The following is a 21,615-nucleotide window of genomic DNA, read 5'->3' as shown; positions in this document are numbered from 1 at the left end:
AAAAGAACATGTACAGCATATTAAAAAAGCAAGGTGTACTTCCGTTAGTAACCCAAATCAACATTGAAACAGCCCAAATAGTATTACAATCAGCGGCTGATGCTGGCATACAAATTATCGAATTTGCTGCTCGGGCAAGTAATGCGAAAGAAGTTTTTAGCCAAATGATAGCCTTTAAAAAAGCAAACAATTTAGATGTAAAAATTGCCGTTGGATCTATTTTAAGTGTTGATGATGCTGAAATATTTCATCAATTAGGCGCAGATTGTATTGTTTGCCCACATACAGATCTGGAAATTGGTAATTATTGTTTCAAAAACAATATCTATTGGATTCCCGGAGCTGCAACCTTAAACGAAATACTTCAGGCAAATAAATTAGGAGCCGAAATTGTAAAACTTTTTCCAGCTGATAAAATTGGAGGTCCGGGATATGTAAAAGCAATCAGAGCGCCTTTCCCGAATTTAAAAATAATGCCAACCGGCGGCGTAACGCTCGAAGAAAGCAATTTAAAATCATGGTTCAAATCCGGAGTGGTTTGTGTGGGAATTGGTTCAAATTTATTTTCGAAAGAAATGCTTTTAAATTTAAATTATGAGCAATCGTTACAAGCTTTTCAAAGTTTAATAGATGTTGTAGAAAAAACCAGAAACTAAAATTATGCAAGACAATTGGTGGAAAATTAATTCCGAACTCCGCGTTGACACACCATTTCTGGCTGTTTATGAAGATCGCGTTCAGTCGAATATTGAGCGTTTAATTGAATCCGTAAATGGCGAAACTCAAAAATTAAGGCCCCACATCAAAACGCATAAAATTGGTGAAATTCTGGATTTGTTTAAAACCTACAATATCCACAAAATAAAATGTGCCACAATTGCTGAAGCAGAATTGGCGGCTATACATCAAATTTCAGATATACTGCTAGCCTATCAGCCTGTTGGAGCAAAAAAGGAAAGATGGATTTCATTAATAAAAAAATTCCCAGATATTGTTTTTTCTACCATTGTTGACAATTTAGATTCGGCGAAAGCCTTAGATCAGATTGCACAGAAAAACAATTTAAAATTAACCGTTTACTTAGATTTGAATACCGGAATGAACAGAACCGGAATTTCGGTTTCTAAAAACTGGAGCGCTTTAATTGATGAAATCGTCAAATTAAAAAGCATTCACTTTGCAGGAATTCATATTTATGACGGTCATTTAAAAGGTGATGCAGAACATCGCTTTTCTGCCGCTTCGAATTTGTTTTTTAGCATAAACGAAGAGATCCAAGCAATTAACAAAAAACTGGAATATGAATTAAAAATTGTCGCTGGCGGATCGAATACATTTCCATTTTATGCCACACAAAAAAACGTGGAATGCAGTCCCGGAACTTTTGTTTTTTGGGATTCAAATTATCAGATTCATTTACCCGAGCAGCATTTTGAACCGGCGCTTGTTATTGTGGGAACCATAATTTCAAAACCAACCAGTGCTACTTTTTGCATTGATATTGGCTACAAAGCCGTAGCTTCTGAAAATCCAATTGACAAAAGATTAGTGATTTTAAATGATGAAAACCTAATCCCAACAGCACATTCAGAAGAACATTTAATTATAGAAAACAAAGGAAAAAACGAGTATGCAATTGGTGACACTATTTATGCCCAACCTTATCATGTTTGCCCAACTTGTGCACTTTACGATTCTGTTCAGGTAGTAAATGCAGCGCATGAGATTTGCGATGAATGGCTGGTTGTCGCCCGCAGCAGAAAGATTAATATATAAAATTTAAGTCGAAATACTATGTTTATAATAGACGCCCATTTAGACCTGAGCATGAATGCGATGGAATGGAATCGAGATTTAAGAAATGACGTTGCTACTTTACGTCGTCTCGAAAAAGGAATGACTGACAAACCAGATCGCGAACGGGCAACAGTTTCGTTTCCTGATTTGCGAAAAGGCAATATTGGAATCGTTGTAGCAACTCAAATTGCAAGATTTGTAAAACCGGACAGCATTATTCCGGGTTGGAATTCTCCTGAACAAGCCTGGGCACAAACTCAAGGACAAGTGGCCTGGTATAAAGCCATGGAAGAAGCCGGAGAAATCACTCCTATTACAGATAAAAAATCGTTACTCAAACAAATTGATTTATGGAATGACGGAACTCCAAACGATAAAAAACCTATTGGTTATATTTTGAGTTTAGAAGGCGCTGATTCTATAATTGACATTTCGTATTTAGAAAAAGCATACAACTACGGATTGCGCGCCATTGGTCCTGCACATTATGGCCCCGGACGTTACGCAAACGGAACGGATGCAACAGGAAAAATGAATCAGAACGGTCTTGATTTATTAAAAGAAATGGAACGTTTAAATATTATTCTGGACGCCACTCATTTATGCGATGATGCTTTTTGGCAGGCATTAGATCATTATCACGGACCCGTTTGGGCAAGTCATAACAATTGCAGAAGTCTGGTAGATCACAATCGTCAATACAGCGACGAAATGATTAAAGCATTAATTTCTCGAGGAGCCGTAATTGGAGGTGCTTTAGATGCCTGGATGCTGGTTCCGAATTGGAAAAGAGGTGTTTCCATGCCTCTGGAAATGAATTGTGATTTAGAAACTGTCTTTAAACACATGGACCACATTTGTCAATTGGCAGGAAATTCAAACCATATTGGCGTAGGTTCTGATCTTGACGGTGCTTTTGGCACAGAACAATCGCCGTATGACTTAAACACCATTGCCGATTTACAAAAATTGGTGCTGATCTTTAAAAAGAATGGTTATTCTGATGAGGATTTAAATAAAATCTTTCACCAGAACTGGATTAATTTTTTAATGGAAAATTGGGATTAAAGAAAAACTAAACTTGGAACTGCCTTCTTATAAGATTGTAACTTTTCGTCGTTTGGATCAACTTCTGTAACTACATAATTAACCTCAGATAAGTTGGCAATTTTCATTTTTAGAACCGTATCCAGTTTCTCAGAAATAGTAAGAATGGCTGTTTTTTCAGAAGCCTGAATCATGGCTTTTTTCACCTGAACAGTTTCCCAGTCAGAGTCTGAAAAACCACCTTCGATATCTAAGGCATTGGTTCCTAATATTAATAAATCGACTTTAATATTCGCCAATTGATTATAGACATCGCCGCTTACACACATTTGGCTATAAGACGAAATGCTGCCGCCAATCATGATAATTTTAACATTAGGTTTATCCAAAAGTTCAACAGCAGATAAAACGGTAACGGTAAAAATGGTCAGATTTAAATCATTAGGAATTAAACGGATGAATTCCCGAATAGTAGTTCCTCCACCAATTAACAAAACCATTCCGTCATGAAGTAAACCTAACGTTTTTTGCGCAATAATTTGTTTTGATTCACCTGCATAAGTCTGATTATTGGTAGAAGAATGGTGATAGGCTTTTGTCATTGCACCGCCTTTTACCTTTATCAATAAAGATTCTGACTCAAGTTCGTTAATATCACGTCTTACAGTATCTTCAGAAACAAATAATTTCGCTGAAAGTGTTTCAAAACTTACACGGGTATGCAAGTTAATCTCTTTTAAAATAAGATTTTTACGTTCTTCCTTAGTGTAATTGATCACTTCATTATCATTATTCATGCAAATTGATTTTTGTTATAGGCAAATGTAAACAATAAATGCAATATTATTGCGAAACAAATTATAACACAAAGTAATTAAAAAGTTAATTACGCTATTTTAAAGCTATTTAATACAAATTGCTTTTGCAAAAAAAATGCAAACTAATTTACAAAACCTAAATTTGTTTAACAAACCAAACAAACAACCATGCGAAAAAGTCTATTTTTATTTTTAATATTCTGTTATTCCATCGGAAATGCCCAAACCTCTTCCGGCAATAATTCGATCATTCCTGCTCCAAATTCATATAAGGCAACCGGAGACAGTATCCGTTTAAACGGACAGATAAAAGTTTCTTTTGAAAAAAATAAATTCAGTGCAAGAGAACTAAAAACTGCACAGATTTTCGAATCGGCTATAAACACCAACACATCAAATAAAAAGAGCAATACAGAAGTTTTATTCATTGCCAAAAACCCAGCTGAATCTTTAAAAAAAGAAGCGTATAAAATCACTATTGCTCCAAAAAAAATCACCGTTACCGGAAGTGAAGAAGGATTATTTTATGCCGTTCAGAGTTTGTTGCAGCTTTTACCGAATCAACCCAAAAATCAGGAGATAAAATTGCCTTGTGTAGTTATCGAAGATGAGCCCAGATACAGCTATCGCGGACTTCACTTAGATGTTTGTCGTCATTTTTTCTCAGTCGATGTTATAAAAGATTTTATTGCGCAAATGTCCAGTTATAAATTAAATAATTTTCATTGGCATTTAACGGATGATCAGGGCTGGAGAATTGAGATAAAAAAGTATCCAAAACTGACTGAAGTAGGTTCAAAAAGAGCACAAACTTTAGTAGGGAATAAATTCGAAAGATCTCCATACTTTTTTGATGGGAATCCTTATGGAGGTTTTTACACACAAGAAGAAATCAAAGACGTTGTAAAGTTTGCCGAAGATCATTATGTAAACATTATTCCGGAAATCGAAATGCCAGGTCACGCTACAGCAGCTGTTACCGCTTATCCTAATTTATCCTGTTTTCCGGATCGTCAATATAAAGTTATAGAATACTGGGGTGTTTTTGATGATATTTTCTGTGCTGGAAAAGAAGAGACTTTTACTTTCCTTGAAGATGTTCTGACCGAAGTGATGGCTTTATTCCCAAGTAAATACATTCATATTGGTGGAGACGAATGTCCGAAAACCAGATGGAAAGAATGTCCAAATTGCCAAAAGAGAATTAAAGAATTGGGGTTAAAAAACGAACATGAACTACAAAGTTACCTTACCACCCGAATCGAAAAATTCCTTAATGCAAACGGAAGACAAATTTTAGGCTGGGATGAAATGCTCGAAGGCGGACTTGCACCAAATGCCGCAGTAATGTCATGGCGAGGTGAATCTGGCGGAATCAGTGCGGCGAAACAAAAACATTTTGTCATCATGAATCCGGAGCAAGTGCTTTATCTCGATTACAATCAGGGATATTCCCCACAGGAACCTTTAACAATTGGAAGATTAACAACAGTTGAAAAAATATACCACTACAACCCCACTCCTGTAGACAGCTTAACGGTTAACGAGCAAAAGTATATTATGGGCGTACAATCTAATCTTTGGTCTGAATATCTCACAAGTCCTGCCAAATTAAATTACATGATTTATCCGCGATTATTTGCTTTAGCCGAAATTGCCTGGACAGAACCTCAAAATAAAAATTACAATCATTTTATTTTAAATCAATTACCGCATCATTTAGAGAAATTAGAATTACAAAAAAGATTATATAAAGTTCCAATTCCCTTTGGAGCAGAAGTAACCGCATTAATCACATCAAAGTATGTTCTGGATTTAAAACCAACGATCAAAAACGGACAAATTTTCTATACTATTGATGGTTATAATCCGGATGAAACGGCTGCATTATACACCAAACCCACAACGATAAATATTCCCAAAGGAGAATTCAGAACTATCAAAACTGTTCAGATTAGTCCGAGTGGCAGAAAAAGTTCCATTAGCAAAATATTGGTTCGAAATCCGGAATTAAAATTGGCTTTAGCCATAAAACCGACAAAGAAAGGTTTAAAATTCGATTATTATACCGGAACATTATTCCAGCAAGTTCAGGATTTAGAATTGGCGAAACCCGTTAATTCAGGTATTTTTGAAGGCGCAATAAGCAGCGAAAAATGGAAAACGAAAACAGAGCGTTATATTGGCTTAAAATTCGACGGATACCTCTATATTCCCGAAACCGCAAATTATACAATTTCAACACTTTCAGACGACGGATCGAAGCTCTTTATCGACAATGAACTGGTTGTAAATAATGATGGTATACATTGGTTAAATGAAGCTTACGGAGCTGTAAAACTCGAAAAAGGTTTCCATAAAATCAACATTAGTTATTTTGATCAGGTTGGCGGAACCACTTTAACCTGTTTTATCCAACAGGAAGGAAAAACAAAACAGGAAATTAGTGCTTCGCAATTGTATTATGAATAGGCATAAAAAAAAGGATCAACAAAAGTTGATCCTTTTTTTTATTTAAAACTAAACTAGTTTTTTAGATTATCCTTTTAAGCTTGCCGCTAAATACTCACGGTTCATACGTGCAATATTTTCAAGAGAAATTCCTTTAGGACATTCTACTTCACAAGCTCCGGTATTGGTACAGTTACCAAAACCTTCGTGATCCATTTGGTGAACCATGTTTAAAACACGATCAACTGCTTCTACCTTACCTTGAGGTAATAAAGCATATTGAGATACTTTTGCAGCAACGAACAACATTGCTGATGAGTTTTTACAAGTTGCAACACAAGCTCCACAACCAATACAAGCAGCAGCATCAAAAGATTTATCTGCATCATGTTTGTTAATCGGAATAGTATTCGCATCGATTGTATTTCCTGAAGTATTTACCGAGATAAACCCTCCTGCATGTTGAATTCTGTCAAAAGAACTTCTGTCAACCACTAAATCTTTAATTACCGGAAAAGCTTTTGCTCTAAATGGCTCGATAAAAATCGTATCACCATCTTTAAACATACGCATGTGCAACTGACAAGTAGTTACACCTCTGTCTGGTCCGTGTGCTTCTCCATTGATAAACAAAGAACACATTCCGCAGATTCCTTCACGACAATCGTGGTCAAATGCTACTGGTTCTTCTCCTTTATTGATTAATTGTTCATTAAGAACATCAAGCATTTCAAGAAAAGACATATCTGGTTCGATTCCGTCGATTGGGTATTCAACGATTCCCCCTTTATCTTGGGCGTTTTTCTGACGCCATATTTTTAATGTAAGTTTCATACCGTTTTAGTTTGAAAGTCATAAAGTCGAAAGTCGAAAGCCACCTGACATATTTTGCCTTTTGGACTTTAAGACTTTGGACTTTCGACCAAATTCTTATTTGTAGCTTCTTTGAACTAATTTAATGTTTTCGTAATTAAGAGGTTCTTTGTGTAATACCGCATCACTTGGTTTTCCTTTATATTCCCAAGCTGCAACATAAGCAAAGTTCTCATCGTCACGAAGTGCTTCTCCTTCTTCTGTTTGGTATTCCTCACGGAAGTGACCACCACAAGATTCATTACGGTGTAAAGCATCTTTCGCGAACAATTCTCCTAATTCTAAGAAATCGGCAACACGGGTTGCTTTTTCTAATTCCTGATTAAATTCGTTAGCGCTTCCTGGCACTTTTACATCTTTATAAAACTCTTCACGTAAAGCGGCAATTTCTTCGATAGCTTCGGCTAAACCTTTAGCGTTACGAGCCATACCTACTTTATCCCACATGATTTTCCCTAATTTCTTATGGAAATAATCTACAGAATGAGTTCCTTTATTATTGATAAATCTATCGATTTGATCTTTTACTTCTTTTTCTGCTGCTACGAATTCTGGTAAATCTGTAGAAATTTCTCCCATTTTAATATCCGGAGCTAAGTAATCTCCAATAGTATAAGGTAATACGAAATATCCATCAGCCAAACCTTGCATCAAAGCAGAAGCTCCAAGTCTGTTCGCTCCGTGATCAGAGAAATTAGATTCTCCAATTGAGAAACATCCCGGAATTGTAGTCATTAAGTTATAATCAACCCATGTTCCTCCCATTGTGTAGTGAACCGCAGGGTAAATCATCATTGGTGTTGTATAAGGATCTTCGTCAACAATTTTGTAATACATCTGGAATAAGTTTCCGTATTTACTTTTCACGATTTCAGCTCCTAATTTAGTAACCAAAGCTGCATCATTTGCATCTAAACCTTTTACGTAAGCTTCTTCAGTTCCGTAACGTTTAATTGCTGCTGCGAAATCCAGGTAAACTGCTTCTCCAGTCTTGTTAACTCCAAAACCAGCATCACATCTTTCTTTAGCAGCACGAGACGCAACGTCACGAGGTACTAAGTTACCAAAAGCAGGATATCTTCTTTCTAAGAAATAATCTCTTTCTGCCTCAGATAAATCTGTTGCTTTTTTCTTTCCTTCACGAATCGCTTTTGCATCTTCTAGTTTTGCTGGAACCCAAATACGACCGTCATTACGTAACGACTCAGACATCAAAGTCAGTTTTGACTGGTGATCTCCTGAAACCGGAATACAAGTTGGGTGAATTTGTGTGTAACAAGGATTTGCGAAAAATGCTCCTTTTTTATGAATTTTCCAAGCTGCTGTTGCGTTACTTCCCATAGCATTTGTTGACAAGAAAAATACGTTTCCGTATCCTCCTGAACCAATTACTACTGCGTGAGCAGAATGTCTTTCTATTTCTCCGGTAATTAAGTTACGAGCGATAATACCTCTCGCTTTTCCGTTCACGATAACAATATCAAGCATTTCGTGACGGTTGTACATTTTAATTTTTCCACGACCAATCTGACGGTTCATTGCAGAATAAGCTCCTAACAATAATTGTTGTCCTGTTTGTCCTTGTGCATAAAAAGTACGAGAAACTAAAGTTCCTCCAAAAGAACGGTTATCAAGTAATCCGCCATATTCACGAGCCAATGGCACCCCTTGAGCCACACACTGGTCAATAATATTTGCCGAAACTTCAGCCAAACGGTGAACGTTTGCCTCACGTGCACGGTAGTCACCTCCTTTTACAGTGTCATAAAATAATCTGTAAACTGAGTCACCGTCACCTTTATAATTTTTTGCTGCATTGATACCTCCTTGTGCTGCAATTGAGTGCGCACGACGTGGAGAATCCTGAAAACAAAATGCTTTTACGTTATATCCCTGCTCAGCCAAAGTTGCCGCAGCTGAACCTCCAGCCAAACCTGTACCAACAATAATAATATCTAAATTACGTTTGTTTGCAGGGTTTACTAAATTAATATGATCTTTATAATCTGTCCATTTGTCCGATATTGGGCCATGTGGAATTTTTGAATCTAATGCCATTATAATTTATATTAATTATTGTTTGAAATGATGAAATAATGCAATTATGATAAAAAGTGCCGGTACTATAACCGCAAAACCATAACCGATTTTACTTAAAAATCTAGAATATTTATTGTTCATTCCTACTGATTGAAGAGATGAACCGAATCCATGCCAAAGGTGAAAACCTAATAACACAAATGATACACAATAAATACCTGTACGAATTGGATCATGAAATTTATGAACTAATTCCCCGTAATACCTTGTAGCATCCGGTGCAGTACCTGCGATATATTTATAGGTAACTTCAGGAAACCAAAAATCATAGAAATGCAATCCTAAGAATGCTAAAATAACTAATCCAGAAATAATCATATTTCTAGAACTCCATGAAGCATTAGCCGCTCCATTGTATTTTGCATACGCAATTGGTCTTGCAGCGCTATTTTGAGCAGTCAATACAAATCCCATAACGAAATGGAAAATTACTCCGATTGCCAAAACTGGTTGCATTACATATTGAATCAGCGGATTGTATCCCATAAAGTGAGAAGCTTCATTAAAAACATCTTCACTAATAATAGAAATAAAATTTAAGGAAACATGCAGCGCTAAAAACGTGATTAAGAATATTCCCGAAAGAGCCATAGCCACTTTCTTTAAGATGGAAGCATTCAATAGTGCAGATTGTGCCATAAGTGTTTAAGTAGTTTGTTTTAAAAAATTATACAAAAATAAAGCAATTAGACATGAACTACAACCATTTCGTTGTTATTTATAATGATTTTAAAGAGCTTTAAACGATATTAATGCAAATTATTTAAAAACAATAAAATAGATTTTTTTCGAGAGACGTTTTAACTAAATCCTGATTTTTATATAATTACCAAATTGTTATTTTTTACCGCTTTTTGATTTGTTTTCCTCAAAAATAAAGTCATCATGAATTTTATTGAACCAAAAGAAGTGAATTTTAATAGCATAATTTTACCTTTATCGGCTTCAAAAAAAATGAGAATGAAAACAGGAATTGACGCTATCTCTTTTGATGTAGCCAACATACATTTACCTATAAAAACTTTGGCTGTTGCCAGAAATATTGAACCCGAAAAATTAGAAAAAGGTCTTGGGTTAATTAAAATGACTTTACCGGACGTTCATCAGGATGCTGTTGTTTTTGGAGCAAACGCTTTGACCAGACTTATTCTTGAAAACGAAATAAACTTAAACGAAATTAGCCGGATTTATGTAGGTACCGAAAGCGGAATAGACAGCTCGAAACCAATCAGTTCTTTTTTAATTAGTTTGATGGAACAAAAATTTGGTGAAGATTCCCTGGCTGAATGTGATGTTGTTGATTTTACCTTTGCCTGTATTGGAGGTGTTGATGCTTTGCAAAACTGTATTGATTTTGTAAAATTAAATCCAGCCAAAAAAGCCATTGTGGTTACAACAGATTTTGCCAAATACGATTTAAACTCTACCGGAGAATACACACAAGGTGCCGGAGCGCTGGCAATGCTGGTATCTTCAAACCCAAGAATTATTGCTTTTGATGAAAATTGGGCAACAAGTACTAAAGGTGTTTTTGATTTTTTCAAACCTTACAGAACTATCTCAAAAGAAACGATTACACAAAACGAAAGCAACGATCCCTGGTTTGACAATTTAGAAGCCGAAATCGAAATTCATAAAGATCAGCCGGTTTTTGACGGACAATATTCGAATCAGTGCTATATGGATCGTACGAGATCTGCTTATTTTTCATTCAAGAAATTAAAAAACACAAGCGAAACTTTATACAATTCCTGGAATAGCATTATCATGCACCTTCCTTATTCTTTTCAGGGACGCAGAATGTTATCTGAAATCTATGCTTTAGATCACGCTGATAAAATTATTGCAGAACATATCGAACCAGCAGATTATCAAACTAAAATTAAAGAAGTTGCAAAATCTGATGAATACAAAAAGTTTGTAACCGATAAATTGCAACCTGCAGAATTGGCTTCATCTTTAATTGGAAACCTTTACACAGGCTCTATTTTCATGGGATTATTATCGACTCTGGCTCATTATTATGATACAAAACAAGAAGTTGCCGGAACTAAATTTGGTTTTCTGGCTTACGGAAGCGGTTCAAAATCAAAAGTATTTGAAGGAACAATTCAAGCGGAATGGCAATCGGCTTTAGCCAAAACTAAACTTTTTGAAAATCTGGAAGAAAGCATTGAAATTGATTTTGAAACTTACGAAAGTCTTCATAAAAAAGAACAAAAACAAAGCATCAGAACTCCTAAAAACGAATGGATTTTAGACCGAATCGAAAAAGAAATTCCTAATTTAATTGGAGCGAGATATTATAAATGGATTGATTAAATAACAAAACCCGAAACTAAATTGTTTCGGGTTTTGCATTTTATTACCGTAAATCAATTTGAAAATCGGCTTTATTCAAAATTACTTCTTACCAAGGGCTTTCTTCAGTTTCATCTTCAATATCATTACTAAAGAATTTTCCTGTAGGCGCATTGCCATCTGTTAAAGTGTGTTTAATGATAAAAGATGCAGCACTTTCAACGGTTCCAGGACCATTATGATGATTAAAATCAGTTGCAGTATAACCCGGATCAATTACATTTACCTTAAATGGTAAATCTTTCAACTCATAAGCCAATATAATTGTGTAAGTATTTAAGGCAGCTTTCGAAGTTACATAACTAGTCGCCTTGTAATCGTAATATTTCCAGCTTGGATCACTGTGCAACGTTAAAGATCCAAGACCAGAAGTAATATTGCTGATTCTTGGACTTTCCGACTTTTTAAGCAATTCTAAAAACACCTGTGTAACACTAATTACACCAAAGAAATTGGTATCAAAAACATTTTGAATATCTTTTATTGATGCATCTGCAGTCTTTTGAGGAAACACTCCACTAATCCCGGCATTATTAATTAAAATATCCAATTTTCCCTGCTCGATTTCAACAATATTCTTTGCCGCTAAAATTGAATCAGAATTTGTAACATCAATTTCAATAGCCTGAATATTCTCAAAACCATTTTCCTTTAATTCTTTTACCACAATCTTACCTTTTTCTAGGTCGCGGCTTCCTAAATAAACAAATAATCCTTTTTTCGAAAGCTGTTTTACTATTTCCAAACCAATACTTCTGTTGGCTCCTGTTATCAATACTGACTTCATTTTTTACTATTTAAAATTAATCATACAAAGGTGATTGGTTTAGGAATGAAATCATTTGCCATTTGGCAAAAAGCAATTTTCATCGGATGTTTTTTCTAATTCTGCTCAACGAAGATTGTGTCATACCCAAATAGGAAGCAACATAAGAAAGCGGAATACGATTAATAGCATTGGGATAAATTTTCAAAAACATCAAATAGCGTGTCGCAGCATCTTCTGTAACCAAAGGACTTCTTCTTTCGACTTTCTGTATTAAGGCTCTTGAAATAATTTTATTTACAATAGTATTCCACGGAATAATGATATCTAAAAGCTCCTTCCAGTCTTTTTTAGAAAAAACTATAAGCTTGCAATCAGTCACCGCCTGTACATAACAATGGGAACAAATGTCATTATTGAAGCTTTCCAAATCAACTACCATATTGTTTTCGTCAATAAAATATTTGGTAATTTCATCGCCTTTGTTGTTGTAATAACAAACTCGAACAATACCATCCAATACAAAGCCAACTTGTTGCGCAATTTTTCCTGCTTCCGAAAAATATTCATCTTTTGGAAGCTCCAGTACAACCGCTTTTTTGGCAATTAAGTCAATTTGCTGTTGGTTCAAATCGCCATACTGCAAGATATAATCTATAAACTCTTTCATAACTGCAAGTTACTTAAAGTTATTTTTACTCGATTTGTCATTTGGCAAAAAAATCAATCTTTCTTATCCTGTTGTTCCGTCTGCACAAAACTTCCATTAATTGATCGATCTTCGGCATTCATTCCGTTTGCCATTCCTAGCATAAAGGCGGTTAATACAATTGCAATTTTTCTTTTTATCCAATGAAGAAGTGGTCGCTTAGATTGCTCTAAACGTTTTTTATTTTTGTGTTTATACATTTTGAAAATGATAAATGATTAGACATTATTTTATCATTTTATGCCTAAAAAAGACATAAAGGCTCAGAAATAAAATTTCTTAAGCAGTGTATAAACTTTTATATGAAATGTTTGAAGTGAATACTTCATTTATAAAAACAGCTTGTTTAATAAATGAATTTATTTTTTGATGAAGAAGTGCTTGCCATTTTAGTTTCATCTGAATTTGAAAACTAAAAACAGCTTTTAATTGAATATAAGTAACCGGAATTAAAAACGGAATTTTTACTCCGGTTTTTAATTGATTGAAGATATATAAACGAGAAGTTGTAAAATCTAATTCTCTACTTGAAGCAACTTGCGAAACCTGATAATATTCGGCTGATTTTGATTGAGAATCTATTGTACAATCCGTCGCAATCATAGCAAAAACTAGAAAGAGCGAAAGAAAGTATTTTAGATTTTTATTCAATTTATTTTTGACTGTCAGATTATTTAAGCGAAAATACAAATTCCAAATAGAAAAACCGAAGTAGATGTTTCGTTTTTTTTTCAGGCTGAGCGAAATCGAAGCCCACGCAAGAAATTCCGTAATTAAAGTCGCCAATCTTTGTCTAGCAACTAACGTGTCCTTCGACTTCGCTCAGGATGACAAACTTTGCGTGTAAAAAACCTTTGTCAAAGTTCTAAACTTTGACAAAGGTCCTAGCGTAAACAATTACTACTTTTTAATATGTCGGCTCCGTTGTAACAAAACTTCTGTTTTTCAATTATTAATTCCTTTTTTATGAAGCAAAAAACCCAATCCAAAAACAAAAACAACGCAACTCAACAACATATAAATTCCATCTTTCAAAACAAAAAATGAAAATCCAATTGCTACGGAACTCAGCATAATCATTAAAACAATTACAAAATTTGTTTTAATAAAGCGCAAAGCATGCAACGTTAAACCAATAAACAACAAAGATGGACCAATAACAATAAAAGGATAAAAAACAGAGGGCGTTTTACCGATTTGAATACTTAACGCCTCTTTTGCAATTTCATCGGTTCCAAAACTCGACATTACGAAGTCAATTGTGCAGAGACCAATGTGAGCGATAACTCCCAAGGCCGTTGCAATTGAAGCGACAAAACTCAAAGTGTTTTTCGGAAATGCATCATTAAATGACAACAACAAACAAGCTCCGATTAAATTAAACCAATGTGCAAAATCAATTGGTTTCTGAAAATTGGGTAAAACTTTAGCAAAGAATAAATAACTGATCAAGAAAAATAATAATCCGAGAAGGCAAAGATGTTTTGTTTTCATAATTTATTTTTAAAATTGATGAAGCAAAACTAAAATGAAAAACTTGCTTAAGTGCTTATTTTACTGGCTTAGGTACAAAACCTATTCTTTTAGGTACGAAAATTACAATGTCAATACACTTTCTTTAAAACTCTTAGAAACCGGAAGCTCTATTTGAGTCAGTATAATTGTATTTTGATTTCTCCAGGATTTAAAATGCATCGGATTTATTAAATGTGAACGATGTATCTGAACTAAAAAACCAAAATCATCCTGAACTTTTTTGAGCGAAGACCGAATAAGTTTTGAATGAAGCTTATCATTTTCGATATAAAAAATCTCGACATAATTTTGAGCGTTAGAAATGCAAACCAAATCAGTCTTGTTGATTTTTAAAACATCTAATTTGTTTTCTCCACGAATGACCAAAACACCTTCTTTTATTGGAATAAGTTTAATTAAATATCTCCTTGCTAAAACAATCACCGGAGTTAAAATTAGTGCCACTTTAATAAATATTATCAGAAAGAACGCTGTAAAATTATATCCTCCGTTTAAAACCGGACTTTTATAATACCCATAAACACCTATAAGATATGTGAGATAAAAAAACAAAAGACAAACTACTTCAAACTTAATATTCCATTTCCCTAGTTTTTCGTAAGCTTGTTTTTGAACAATGGCAAGAATGGAATAACACACAAAAGCGATTGAACTAAAGCCAATACTCATTAAAAGCCATGCACGAAAATTTAATGTTCCGTCATCGAAAGGTTTTATGATAAAGGCGAAAACAAAAATCCATAGCGCAATAAATAAGCCTACTATTAAATTATGCTTTATGGATATATTAAGTTGTTTCATTTTCTGCCAAATAATTATTTACATGCAATATTATACTTTAATACTACTTGCGTCAAGTAAGATGTACCAGTTTTCTACTTATTTTCAAGATCAACAATTATAATAAAAAGCACAAAAAGAAAGAAGAAGATTTTAGATTCTTAAAGAATCAATTAGCATCTAAACACTTTTTGTAAGTATTTATTTAAAAATAATTTGTATTTTTATCAAAGTCGTATCCGAAAAACTTATAGAGTAGGAAAATCCAAAAAACAAATTACTTATGAAAAATTTCCAAAAATTATCAAAAGAAGAATTAAAATCAATTAACGCTGGTAATGGCAGACCTTGCGAACCATGGCCACTATGTGAAGGTAACGGTGTCGATTTTTATGCGATAAATTCATGTGGCTGGTATTTATACAAAACATCAACAGGCAGCACCTGTATGGAATATGGAGCAGTATAATCGTCTGTTTATTAAAACTGCTATCCTAAGATAGCAGTTTTTTATGTTCAATTTTTGAATTCTTATACAATTTTAATCTGCTACATAACTAACTTACATCACTCAATTTTATAATTTTATTATCTAAAAATTCAAAAACAGACTTTCCTTTTAAGTTTAATTCCTGTCCTCTTTTCATTCCGTTAGGAAAATCCATAGCCAAAACAGCACAATAAGCAATTTCTATCTCTGTTTTAGATTCAAAATGATTGAAAACTGTAATTACTTGCGATCTCTTAGAAAAATACGATTTTGCCTTTTCTGCTTGTTCTTTAAACTCATTCAATCCGGTTAAAGTCATATTTACTTCACTATTCTGAATATTCTCAAAAACAATTTCATCACCAAAATCAGCTATCATTTTATCGGTATCAAATTCATTATAACCATCAATATAATTCTGTATTATTTTTTCTCTGTCAATCATAATGCCAAATATAGATTTTATTAATTTTTATAAATAGTGAACTTATTGTGTGTTAAACCAAAACCAAGATTTTCATAAATCAGCACATTTTCTACTCGTCTTTTATTGGTGGTTACTTCAATACTTTTCAAATTATTCTGATCAGCATATTGGAGAATCTCATTGATTAATTGTCTTCCAACACCTTTTCCACGATGATTTTGATGAATAAAAAATTCCTGAATTTCTCCCACTAATCCGCAATGATGTAATAAATTTTGGGTATGAAAACTAATAAAACCCAAACCTTCATTTTCGTTTTCGGCAATGAGATAAAGATTTTTTGGGTTTGAAATGTTTTCATTGAATATTGCTTCGAAAACTTCGAAATCTAAAATTTCATTTTCGAGTTCGCAAATTGCTTTGTAAACAAAATCTAAATCTTGTTTTTCTACTTTTCTGATATTAATCTGTAACACCATAATCTATTTTACCGTTTTACAAGTATTCTTTCAAATCAATACGCTCAAACTTCTGTTTGTATTTTTGAACATATTTACTCCAATCCTCTTGATTTTTATAAACCGAAAAAGCATACTCAACCGCTTCTTTACTGAAATGATTCCCAAAAACATTATCCAGATATTCAATTCCCGAATCGATTACTTGTTTTAAAACCTGTAGTTTATCAATTCCAATTGCTTTGCAAGCTTTATCGAGCCACAATCCTTTTCCAATTTTCACATATTCTACAAGAAGATTTTCTGTTATAAATTGAGAAGGAACATCATTAATATCAGGTTCATGTTTTCCGTTTTTAAAAACCAATAGTATCAATTCTTTCGAATAATAATCTTCTGGAACTAATCTCAACATTGTACCGTTTTCGGCTGCTTTAAAAGAAAGTTCTTTTGTGATAAATTCATCTGGAATTGCCTGAATCGCAAAACCATCTTTGCTGACTAATTTTTCGCAAAGCTCAGAAGTTATTAAATCCTGATCGATAAACGGCAGAGCATGAAATGTAATATTTAATGCCAAATTGCAAAGTTCTTCGGTTTTAAATTGTTTTGGAACCAGTTTAAGATCTCTGTAATTTGCCAAAACACGATCACGCCAATATTCATAAGTTTTCGTAGGCGGATTATTTTGTTTCAAAACCAATTCGCCTCTTGCCAAATCTCTTTCTAACTCTTCAAAAGTTTCAATTAGCGGATTATCGAGTAATTTTCGAAGTTCGTTTGAGATAATTTCATCGCCGGTTTCATCATCATATTCGCATTCATTTTTTAAATCAACATCATTGGCTCGATCGTTATAATAGAACAAATTATTTTTTCTATCAACAAATCCTGTATTATGATCTGTAACAATAAAAACAGGTGAATCGATTAAACCTGAACAATTAAAATTTCCGTGATTATAATACGTCATCACTACTTCTTTTGCTGTAACATTTCCCTTTATTTCAACATTGGCACCACCAAGCAAAAGACTTTGACAATTTACGCTTCCGCTAATGAAAACATACGGCCCATAATCACCTTCGGCATTAATAACCGAACCGTTAACAGAGAAATTTCCATTTATAAAAATGCCTTCAATTCTTATTTCTACCATTTCTTTAGCTGGAAGATTTAGTAAATTAGCTAGCCATTTTTTCTCTTTTTCTTCATAAAGGTCCAGATAAAAATTCCCCTCAAAATTGACATCTTCTTCCGAAACCAGAAAAAAATCTTCATCTCTCCAATCTTCATATAAATCGAAGTTTTGATCTTCAATTAAAAAAGGGTATTTTGTTTTGATTTCGAATATTGTAGTTAATTTAAGATTGAAAGTCTGCATTTTATTGGTATTAATCGAAGTGATTTTTTTGAATATCAAGATTACGTAATTCTAAATTCAAAATCAAACGATAGTCAGAAAAATTGTATTTTTACATCATAGAAATAATCTTCAGATTGTATCACACAAACGAAGACTTGTTTTGTACCGAAACTAAAAATATAAAAGAATTTTAAATATCTTTGAATCATGAGCACAGTAAAACCAAAACATATCGGCAGAAACATTAGCCGAATTCGAGAACTGAGAGATATGAAGCAGGAAGCACTTGCTTATGCAATTGGTGTAAGCCAACAAACTGTTTCGAGCATTGAAGGAAGCGAAAATGTTGATGATGAAAAACTTAAAGCAATTGCACAAGCTTTAGGAGTTACACCTGAGGTAATTAGAAATTTTTCTGAAGATGCGGTTTTTAATATGATTGGAAATACATATAATGACAATGCTTCTTCTGCAATTAATTTAGGTTGTACTTTTAATCCGTTAGATAAGCTTTTTGAATCGTACGAAGAGAATAAAAAACTTTACCAACAGTTAATTCAAGCTGAAAAGGAAAAAGTTGCTCTTTTAGAAAAGTTATTGAGTCAGAAATAATTTTTTAGAAAGATATATTTATAGAAAAAACCGAAGTTTGATTAGCTTCGGTTTTTTTTAACTCTTTTTCTATTTTTTAGCTGACTCCATTTTTTTTACTTTGGCTTTCAGTATTTTTAATTCTTGCTCTTGTTTCTCACTTTTCATATTTTGTTTCTCCAGTTTTTTGTTCTGCTCAATTGTGTATAAAGTCAGCTCTTCTATTTTTGTAGCAGCTTCATCTGAAATTCTTTCATTTCAAGTCCGTTTGCAATCATTTCTTTTTCCGGAGCAATTTCTGGAAGATGTTTATTTTTTGTTACAAATTCTTCTAATTTATTTAAATCCATTAATTTATAATCATCCTCAAAAACAAAATCACAACCTCCCAATAAATCAACTTTTACTTCTTTTGCTCTAATTGTACCGCAAACATCAAGTTTGTAAGCTGGATTAACTGTTCCAATTCCAACATTTCCCTGCCAGGTAATAACCATTCGATCATAATTACTATAATCTGAACCATTCCAAGCTGTTGTATGAAAACGAAGATCACCATACAATGGGCTTCCTGCAGGGTTAGGATTTACAGAATAAACACCAGGACCTCCTCTGCCAAAACTTAACCCTCCCCGGTAGGTAACTTGCCCTTCCATTGAAGCAAGTGTTCCTGAAATTTTCTCACTAATAACCAATGTAGGCTCTTTACCATTAGGCAAAACATTATTTACTGTTGTTCCAGAATAGGAAACAAAGTCACTATAAACAGCAGAATTACCACGCACTTCAAGTTTTGCTGTTGAAACATCTGTTCCAATACCAACCTTTCCATTATTTGGCTGTATGCTTGTACCGCTTTTTCCAAAATTAAATCCCCCATCTATAATAATACCTGTATCAAAAGCTAATTTTAATTGTTGAAAATTTGGGCCTTCCCAAATTCCACTTGTTCTATATATTCCATAAGAAAAAGGAGAAGTTTTATACCAGGTAATTCCATCGGAAACATTTCGACCATCATCAACATCCTTGAAATTTATAGAATTATGCAATTCATAAGTCTGTGAAGTCATTAACTGAACTAAAGTCAGCATAAAAAATAAAATTATTTTTTTCATTTTGGTAAACAATTTGGTTTTGAACAATTATTTTTAGTGTTTTATTTATGTTGCTAAAGTAGTACTTCTAATTATTACAAACGCATAACAATACACAATATTCTTACAAAAAACATTAAAAAAAGATCAAAAGAATACAGATCTCAATTAGCAAAATCCATTTTACTGGTAATCTTTTCATCGCAATGAAAGAGATCAAATTTGCAACTCTATAAAAATTAGCAATTTTGATAGCGGAGTTTCTATTCTGATTTCTCCTTTGTTGAGATGGCAAAATTGTGTAAAAACTTTACGCTAATCCTTCGACTTCGCTCAGGAAGACAAAACAGGATGCAAGCTTTGCGTCTTTGCTCCTTCGCGGCAATACACAGAACAAATAAGAAAACTTTAATAAATCTATTATACGCCACTTCTTCAAAAATCACTAATTTTGAAATTCGAAGTTCAAAAACGAAATTATTATGAAATATCATCAAATAAACAGCGCTCTTTTTGTAAAAAACCGCAAAAAATTCACGGCAGAAATGAAACCTAACAGTGTTGCCGTTTTCAACTCAAATGACATTTATCCAGTTAGCGCCGACAGTACTTTGCCGTTTGCACAACATAGAGACATTTTTTATCTAAGCGGTGTTGACCAGGAAGAAAGTATTTTACTTTTGTTTCCTGATGCGCCTTATGAAAGCCAAAAAGAAATGCTTTTCCTGAAAGAAACCAGCGAACACATTGCGATTTGGGAAGGAGAGAAACTAACTAAAGAACGTGCTTTTCAGGTTTCGGGAATTAGAACTGTTTATTGGTTACAGGATTTTCATAAAGTTTTGAACGAAGTGATGACGTATGCTGATACGATGTACATTAACACTAACGAACATTACCGCGCAACGGTTGAAACCGAAACCCGTGAAGCTCGTTTTGTAAAATGGTGGAAAGAGCGTTATCCTGCACACAATGTGGCAAAAAGCAACCCAATTTTACAACGCATTCGTTCTGTAAAAGAAAGCGAAGAAATCGATTTGATTCAGCAGGCTTGTGATATTACGGAGAAAGGTTTCCGCAGATTATTATCATTTGTGAAACCAAATGTTACAGAATACGAAATCGAAGCCGAATTGGCACACGAATTCATCCGCAACCGCTCTAAAGGTTTTGCTTATACGCCAATTATTGCTTCAGGAAACAATGCAAATGTTTTACACTATATCGAAAACAATCAACAATGTAAAGCCGGAGATTTAATTTTATTGGATGTTGCGGCAGAATATGCTAATTACTCAAGCGATATGACAAGAACGATTCCGGTTTCGGGAAAGTTTTCAGATCGTCAAAAAGCCGTTTACAATGCGGTTTTAAGAGTTAAAAACGAAGCTACAAAAATGCTGACTCCGGGAACACTTTGGAAACAATATCATATCGAAGTGGGTAAAATCATGACTTCGGAATTACTTGGTTTAGGTTTGCTTGACAAAGCAGATGTTCAGAACGAAAATCCGGAATGGCCAGCGTACAAAAAATATTTCATGCACGGAACGTCACACCACATGGGACTTGATACGCATGATTACGGATTACTGCATGAACCAATGAAAGCGAATATGGTTTTTACAGTTGAACCAGGAATTTATATTCCGAACGAGAAATTCGGAATTCGTCTGGAAGATAATGTTGTGGTTCAGGAAAAAGGAGACCCCTTTAACCTAATGCGCAATATTCCCGTTGAGGCAGATGAAATCGAAAGCTTGATGAATTCTTAGGGAAGAAATCCTAGAATATAGATTACAAAATAAAAACGGCCTCGCAGAAATGTGGGGCGTTTTTTTTAGCCATGAAGTGATATAAGTTTTATTTAAATTATCTCAAATGATGATTATTTTTAGCTGAAATGAACTTCTATAACTTATATAGTTCACCAATTATTACCTTTGTA

Annotated in this window: 22 protein-coding genes; 8 read left to right on the top strand and 14 right to left on the bottom strand. The window is 33.8% G+C overall.

The window, feature by feature from the left end:
• Positions 1 to 8: 8 nt before the first annotated feature.
• The 3 genes from A4F88_RS08265 to A4F88_RS08255 are packed head-to-tail and all read left to right on the top strand — an operon-like array spanning position 9 to position 2,865.
• Positions 9 to 656: a bifunctional 4-hydroxy-2-oxoglutarate aldolase/2-dehydro-3-deoxy-phosphogluconate aldolase gene (locus tag A4F88_RS08265; protein WP_068842091.1), complete on the top strand. Its 648-nt coding sequence runs from the start codon at positions 9 to 11 to the stop codon at positions 654 to 656.
• A gap of 4 nt (positions 657 to 660) precedes the next feature.
• Complete coding sequence (locus tag A4F88_RS08260) at positions 661 to 1,776, top strand: D-TA family PLP-dependent enzyme (protein ID WP_068842090.1); 1,116 nt, start codon at positions 661 to 663, stop codon at positions 1,774 to 1,776.
• Between the two features lie 18 nt (positions 1,777 to 1,794).
• A complete protein-coding gene (locus A4F88_RS08255) occupies positions 1,795 to 2,865 on the top strand; it encodes a dipeptidase (RefSeq protein WP_068842089.1) in 1,071 nt (356 codons plus the stop codon).
• On the opposite strand, the gene A4F88_RS08250 is transcribed toward A4F88_RS08255, so the two are convergent.
• The gene (locus A4F88_RS08250) at positions 2,862 to 3,641 is read right to left on the bottom strand and encodes a DeoR/GlpR family DNA-binding transcription regulator (RefSeq protein ID WP_068842088.1); all 780 of its coding nucleotides are present in this window, start codon (positions 3,639 to 3,641) and stop codon (positions 2,862 to 2,864) included. The genes A4F88_RS08255 and A4F88_RS08250 overlap by 4 nt on opposite strands.
• Positions 3,642 to 3,830: 189 nt before the next feature.
• Between A4F88_RS08250 and A4F88_RS08245 the strand changes: the two genes are divergently transcribed.
• Positions 3,831 to 6,134 carry a family 20 glycosylhydrolase gene (locus A4F88_RS08245; protein WP_068842087.1) on the top strand — a complete coding sequence of 768 codons (2,304 nt, stop codon included), beginning with the start codon at positions 3,831 to 3,833 and terminating at the stop codon, positions 6,132 to 6,134.
• A gap of 66 nt (positions 6,135 to 6,200) precedes the next feature.
• On the opposite strand, the gene A4F88_RS08240 is transcribed toward A4F88_RS08245, so the two are convergent.
• The 3 genes from A4F88_RS08240 to A4F88_RS08230 all read right to left on the bottom strand — a co-directional run bounded on the left by A4F88_RS08240 (position 6,201) and on the right by A4F88_RS08230 (position 9,725).
• On the bottom strand, positions 6,201 to 6,947 hold the full coding sequence (locus A4F88_RS08240) for a succinate dehydrogenase/fumarate reductase iron-sulfur subunit (protein WP_068842086.1): 747 nt from the start codon (positions 6,945 to 6,947) through the stop codon (positions 6,201 to 6,203).
• Between the two features lie 96 nt (positions 6,948 to 7,043).
• The gene (locus tag A4F88_RS08235; protein ID WP_068842085.1) at positions 7,044 to 9,044 is read right to left on the bottom strand and encodes a fumarate reductase/succinate dehydrogenase flavoprotein subunit; all 2,001 of its coding nucleotides are present in this window, start codon (positions 9,042 to 9,044) and stop codon (positions 7,044 to 7,046) included.
• Between the two features lie 15 nt (positions 9,045 to 9,059).
• On the bottom strand, positions 9,060 to 9,725 hold the full coding sequence (locus A4F88_RS08230) for a succinate dehydrogenase cytochrome b subunit (protein WP_068842084.1): 666 nt from the start codon (positions 9,723 to 9,725) through the stop codon (positions 9,060 to 9,062).
• 321 nt (positions 9,726 to 10,046) lie between these two features.
• Here A4F88_RS08230 and A4F88_RS08225 point away from each other — a divergent pair, with 321 nt between their 5' ends.
• Complete coding sequence (locus tag A4F88_RS08225) at positions 10,047 to 11,408, top strand: hydroxymethylglutaryl-CoA synthase family protein (protein ID WP_068842336.1); 1,362 nt, start codon at positions 10,047 to 10,049, stop codon at positions 11,406 to 11,408.
• Between the two features lie 88 nt (positions 11,409 to 11,496).
• Here A4F88_RS08225 and A4F88_RS08220 read toward each other — a convergent pair whose 3' ends face one another.
• From A4F88_RS08220 to A4F88_RS08195, 6 genes are all read right to left on the bottom strand, one after another.
• The gene (locus tag A4F88_RS08220) at positions 11,497 to 12,234 is read right to left on the bottom strand and encodes an SDR family NAD(P)-dependent oxidoreductase (RefSeq protein ID WP_068842083.1); all 738 of its coding nucleotides are present in this window, start codon (positions 12,232 to 12,234) and stop codon (positions 11,497 to 11,499) included.
• A 79-nt stretch (positions 12,235 to 12,313) separates the two neighbouring features.
• Positions 12,314 to 12,883: a Crp/Fnr family transcriptional regulator gene (locus A4F88_RS08215; RefSeq protein ID WP_068842082.1), complete on the bottom strand. Its 570-nt coding sequence runs from the start codon at positions 12,881 to 12,883 to the stop codon at positions 12,314 to 12,316.
• A gap of 53 nt (positions 12,884 to 12,936) precedes the next feature.
• The gene (locus A4F88_RS08210) at positions 12,937 to 13,122 is read right to left on the bottom strand and encodes a hypothetical protein (protein WP_068842081.1); all 186 of its coding nucleotides are present in this window, start codon (positions 13,120 to 13,122) and stop codon (positions 12,937 to 12,939) included.
• A gap of 79 nt (positions 13,123 to 13,201) precedes the next feature.
• Entirely contained in the window at positions 13,202 to 13,573 is a 372-nt protein-coding gene (locus A4F88_RS08205) for a hypothetical protein (RefSeq protein WP_143155013.1), read from the bottom strand.
• Between the two features lie 294 nt (positions 13,574 to 13,867).
• The gene (locus A4F88_RS08200; RefSeq protein WP_068842079.1) at positions 13,868 to 14,416 is read right to left on the bottom strand and encodes a hypothetical protein; all 549 of its coding nucleotides are present in this window, start codon (positions 14,414 to 14,416) and stop codon (positions 13,868 to 13,870) included.
• A 102-nt stretch (positions 14,417 to 14,518) separates the two neighbouring features.
• Positions 14,519 to 15,259, bottom strand: coding sequence for a LytTR family DNA-binding domain-containing protein (locus tag A4F88_RS08195; protein ID WP_068842078.1), 741 nt, complete (start codon positions 15,257 to 15,259; stop codon positions 14,519 to 14,521).
• Positions 15,260 to 15,521: 262 nt separating this feature from the next.
• Between A4F88_RS08195 and A4F88_RS08190 the strand changes: the two genes are divergently transcribed.
• The gene (locus A4F88_RS08190; protein WP_068842077.1) at positions 15,522 to 15,707 is read left to right on the top strand and encodes a bacteriocin-like protein; all 186 of its coding nucleotides are present in this window, start codon (positions 15,522 to 15,524) and stop codon (positions 15,705 to 15,707) included.
• Positions 15,708 to 15,795: 88 nt separating this feature from the next.
• Here the strand turns inward: A4F88_RS08190 and A4F88_RS08185 are convergent, their stop codons facing one another.
• Genes A4F88_RS08185 through A4F88_RS08175 form a run of 3 tightly spaced genes read right to left on the bottom strand, consistent with a single transcriptional unit; the run spans position 15,796 to position 18,036 of the window.
• Complete coding sequence (locus tag A4F88_RS08185) at positions 15,796 to 16,173, bottom strand: nuclear transport factor 2 family protein (protein WP_068842076.1); 378 nt, start codon at positions 16,171 to 16,173, stop codon at positions 15,796 to 15,798.
• 20 nt (positions 16,174 to 16,193) lie between these two features.
• Positions 16,194 to 16,634 carry a GNAT family N-acetyltransferase gene (locus tag A4F88_RS08180; protein WP_068842075.1) on the bottom strand — a complete coding sequence of 147 codons (441 nt, stop codon included), beginning with the start codon at positions 16,632 to 16,634 and terminating at the stop codon, positions 16,194 to 16,196.
• Between the two features lie 16 nt (positions 16,635 to 16,650).
• Entirely contained in the window at positions 16,651 to 18,036 is a 1,386-nt protein-coding gene (locus A4F88_RS08175; protein ID WP_245179061.1) for a polymer-forming cytoskeletal protein, read from the bottom strand.
• Positions 18,037 to 18,186: 150 nt separating this feature from the next.
• On the opposite strand from A4F88_RS08175, the gene A4F88_RS08170 reads away from it, so the two are divergent.
• Positions 18,187 to 18,591, top strand: a complete 405-nt coding sequence (locus A4F88_RS08170; protein ID WP_068842074.1) for a helix-turn-helix domain-containing protein — start codon at positions 18,187 to 18,189, stop codon at positions 18,589 to 18,591.
• 200 nt (positions 18,592 to 18,791) lie between these two features.
• On the opposite strand, the gene A4F88_RS08165 is transcribed toward A4F88_RS08170, so the two are convergent.
• Positions 18,792 to 19,688: a hypothetical protein gene (locus A4F88_RS08165; protein ID WP_143155012.1), complete on the bottom strand. Its 897-nt coding sequence runs from the start codon at positions 19,686 to 19,688 to the stop codon at positions 18,792 to 18,794.
• Positions 19,689 to 20,149: 461 nt separating this feature from the next.
• Between A4F88_RS08165 and A4F88_RS08155 the strand changes: the two genes are divergently transcribed.
• Positions 20,150 to 21,442, top strand: coding sequence for an aminopeptidase P family protein (locus tag A4F88_RS08155; RefSeq protein WP_068842071.1), 1,293 nt, complete (start codon positions 20,150 to 20,152; stop codon positions 21,440 to 21,442).
• Positions 21,443 to 21,615 lie beyond the last annotated feature (173 nt).

It is taken from the genome of Flavobacterium chilense (assembly GCF_001602525.1).
In the GTDB taxonomy this organism is placed as follows: Bacteria; Bacteroidota; Bacteroidia; order Flavobacteriales; family Flavobacteriaceae; genus Flavobacterium; species Flavobacterium chilense.
Note: the sequence above shows the minus strand (reverse complement) of the source record. Positions and strands in the feature narration are given on the sequence as shown.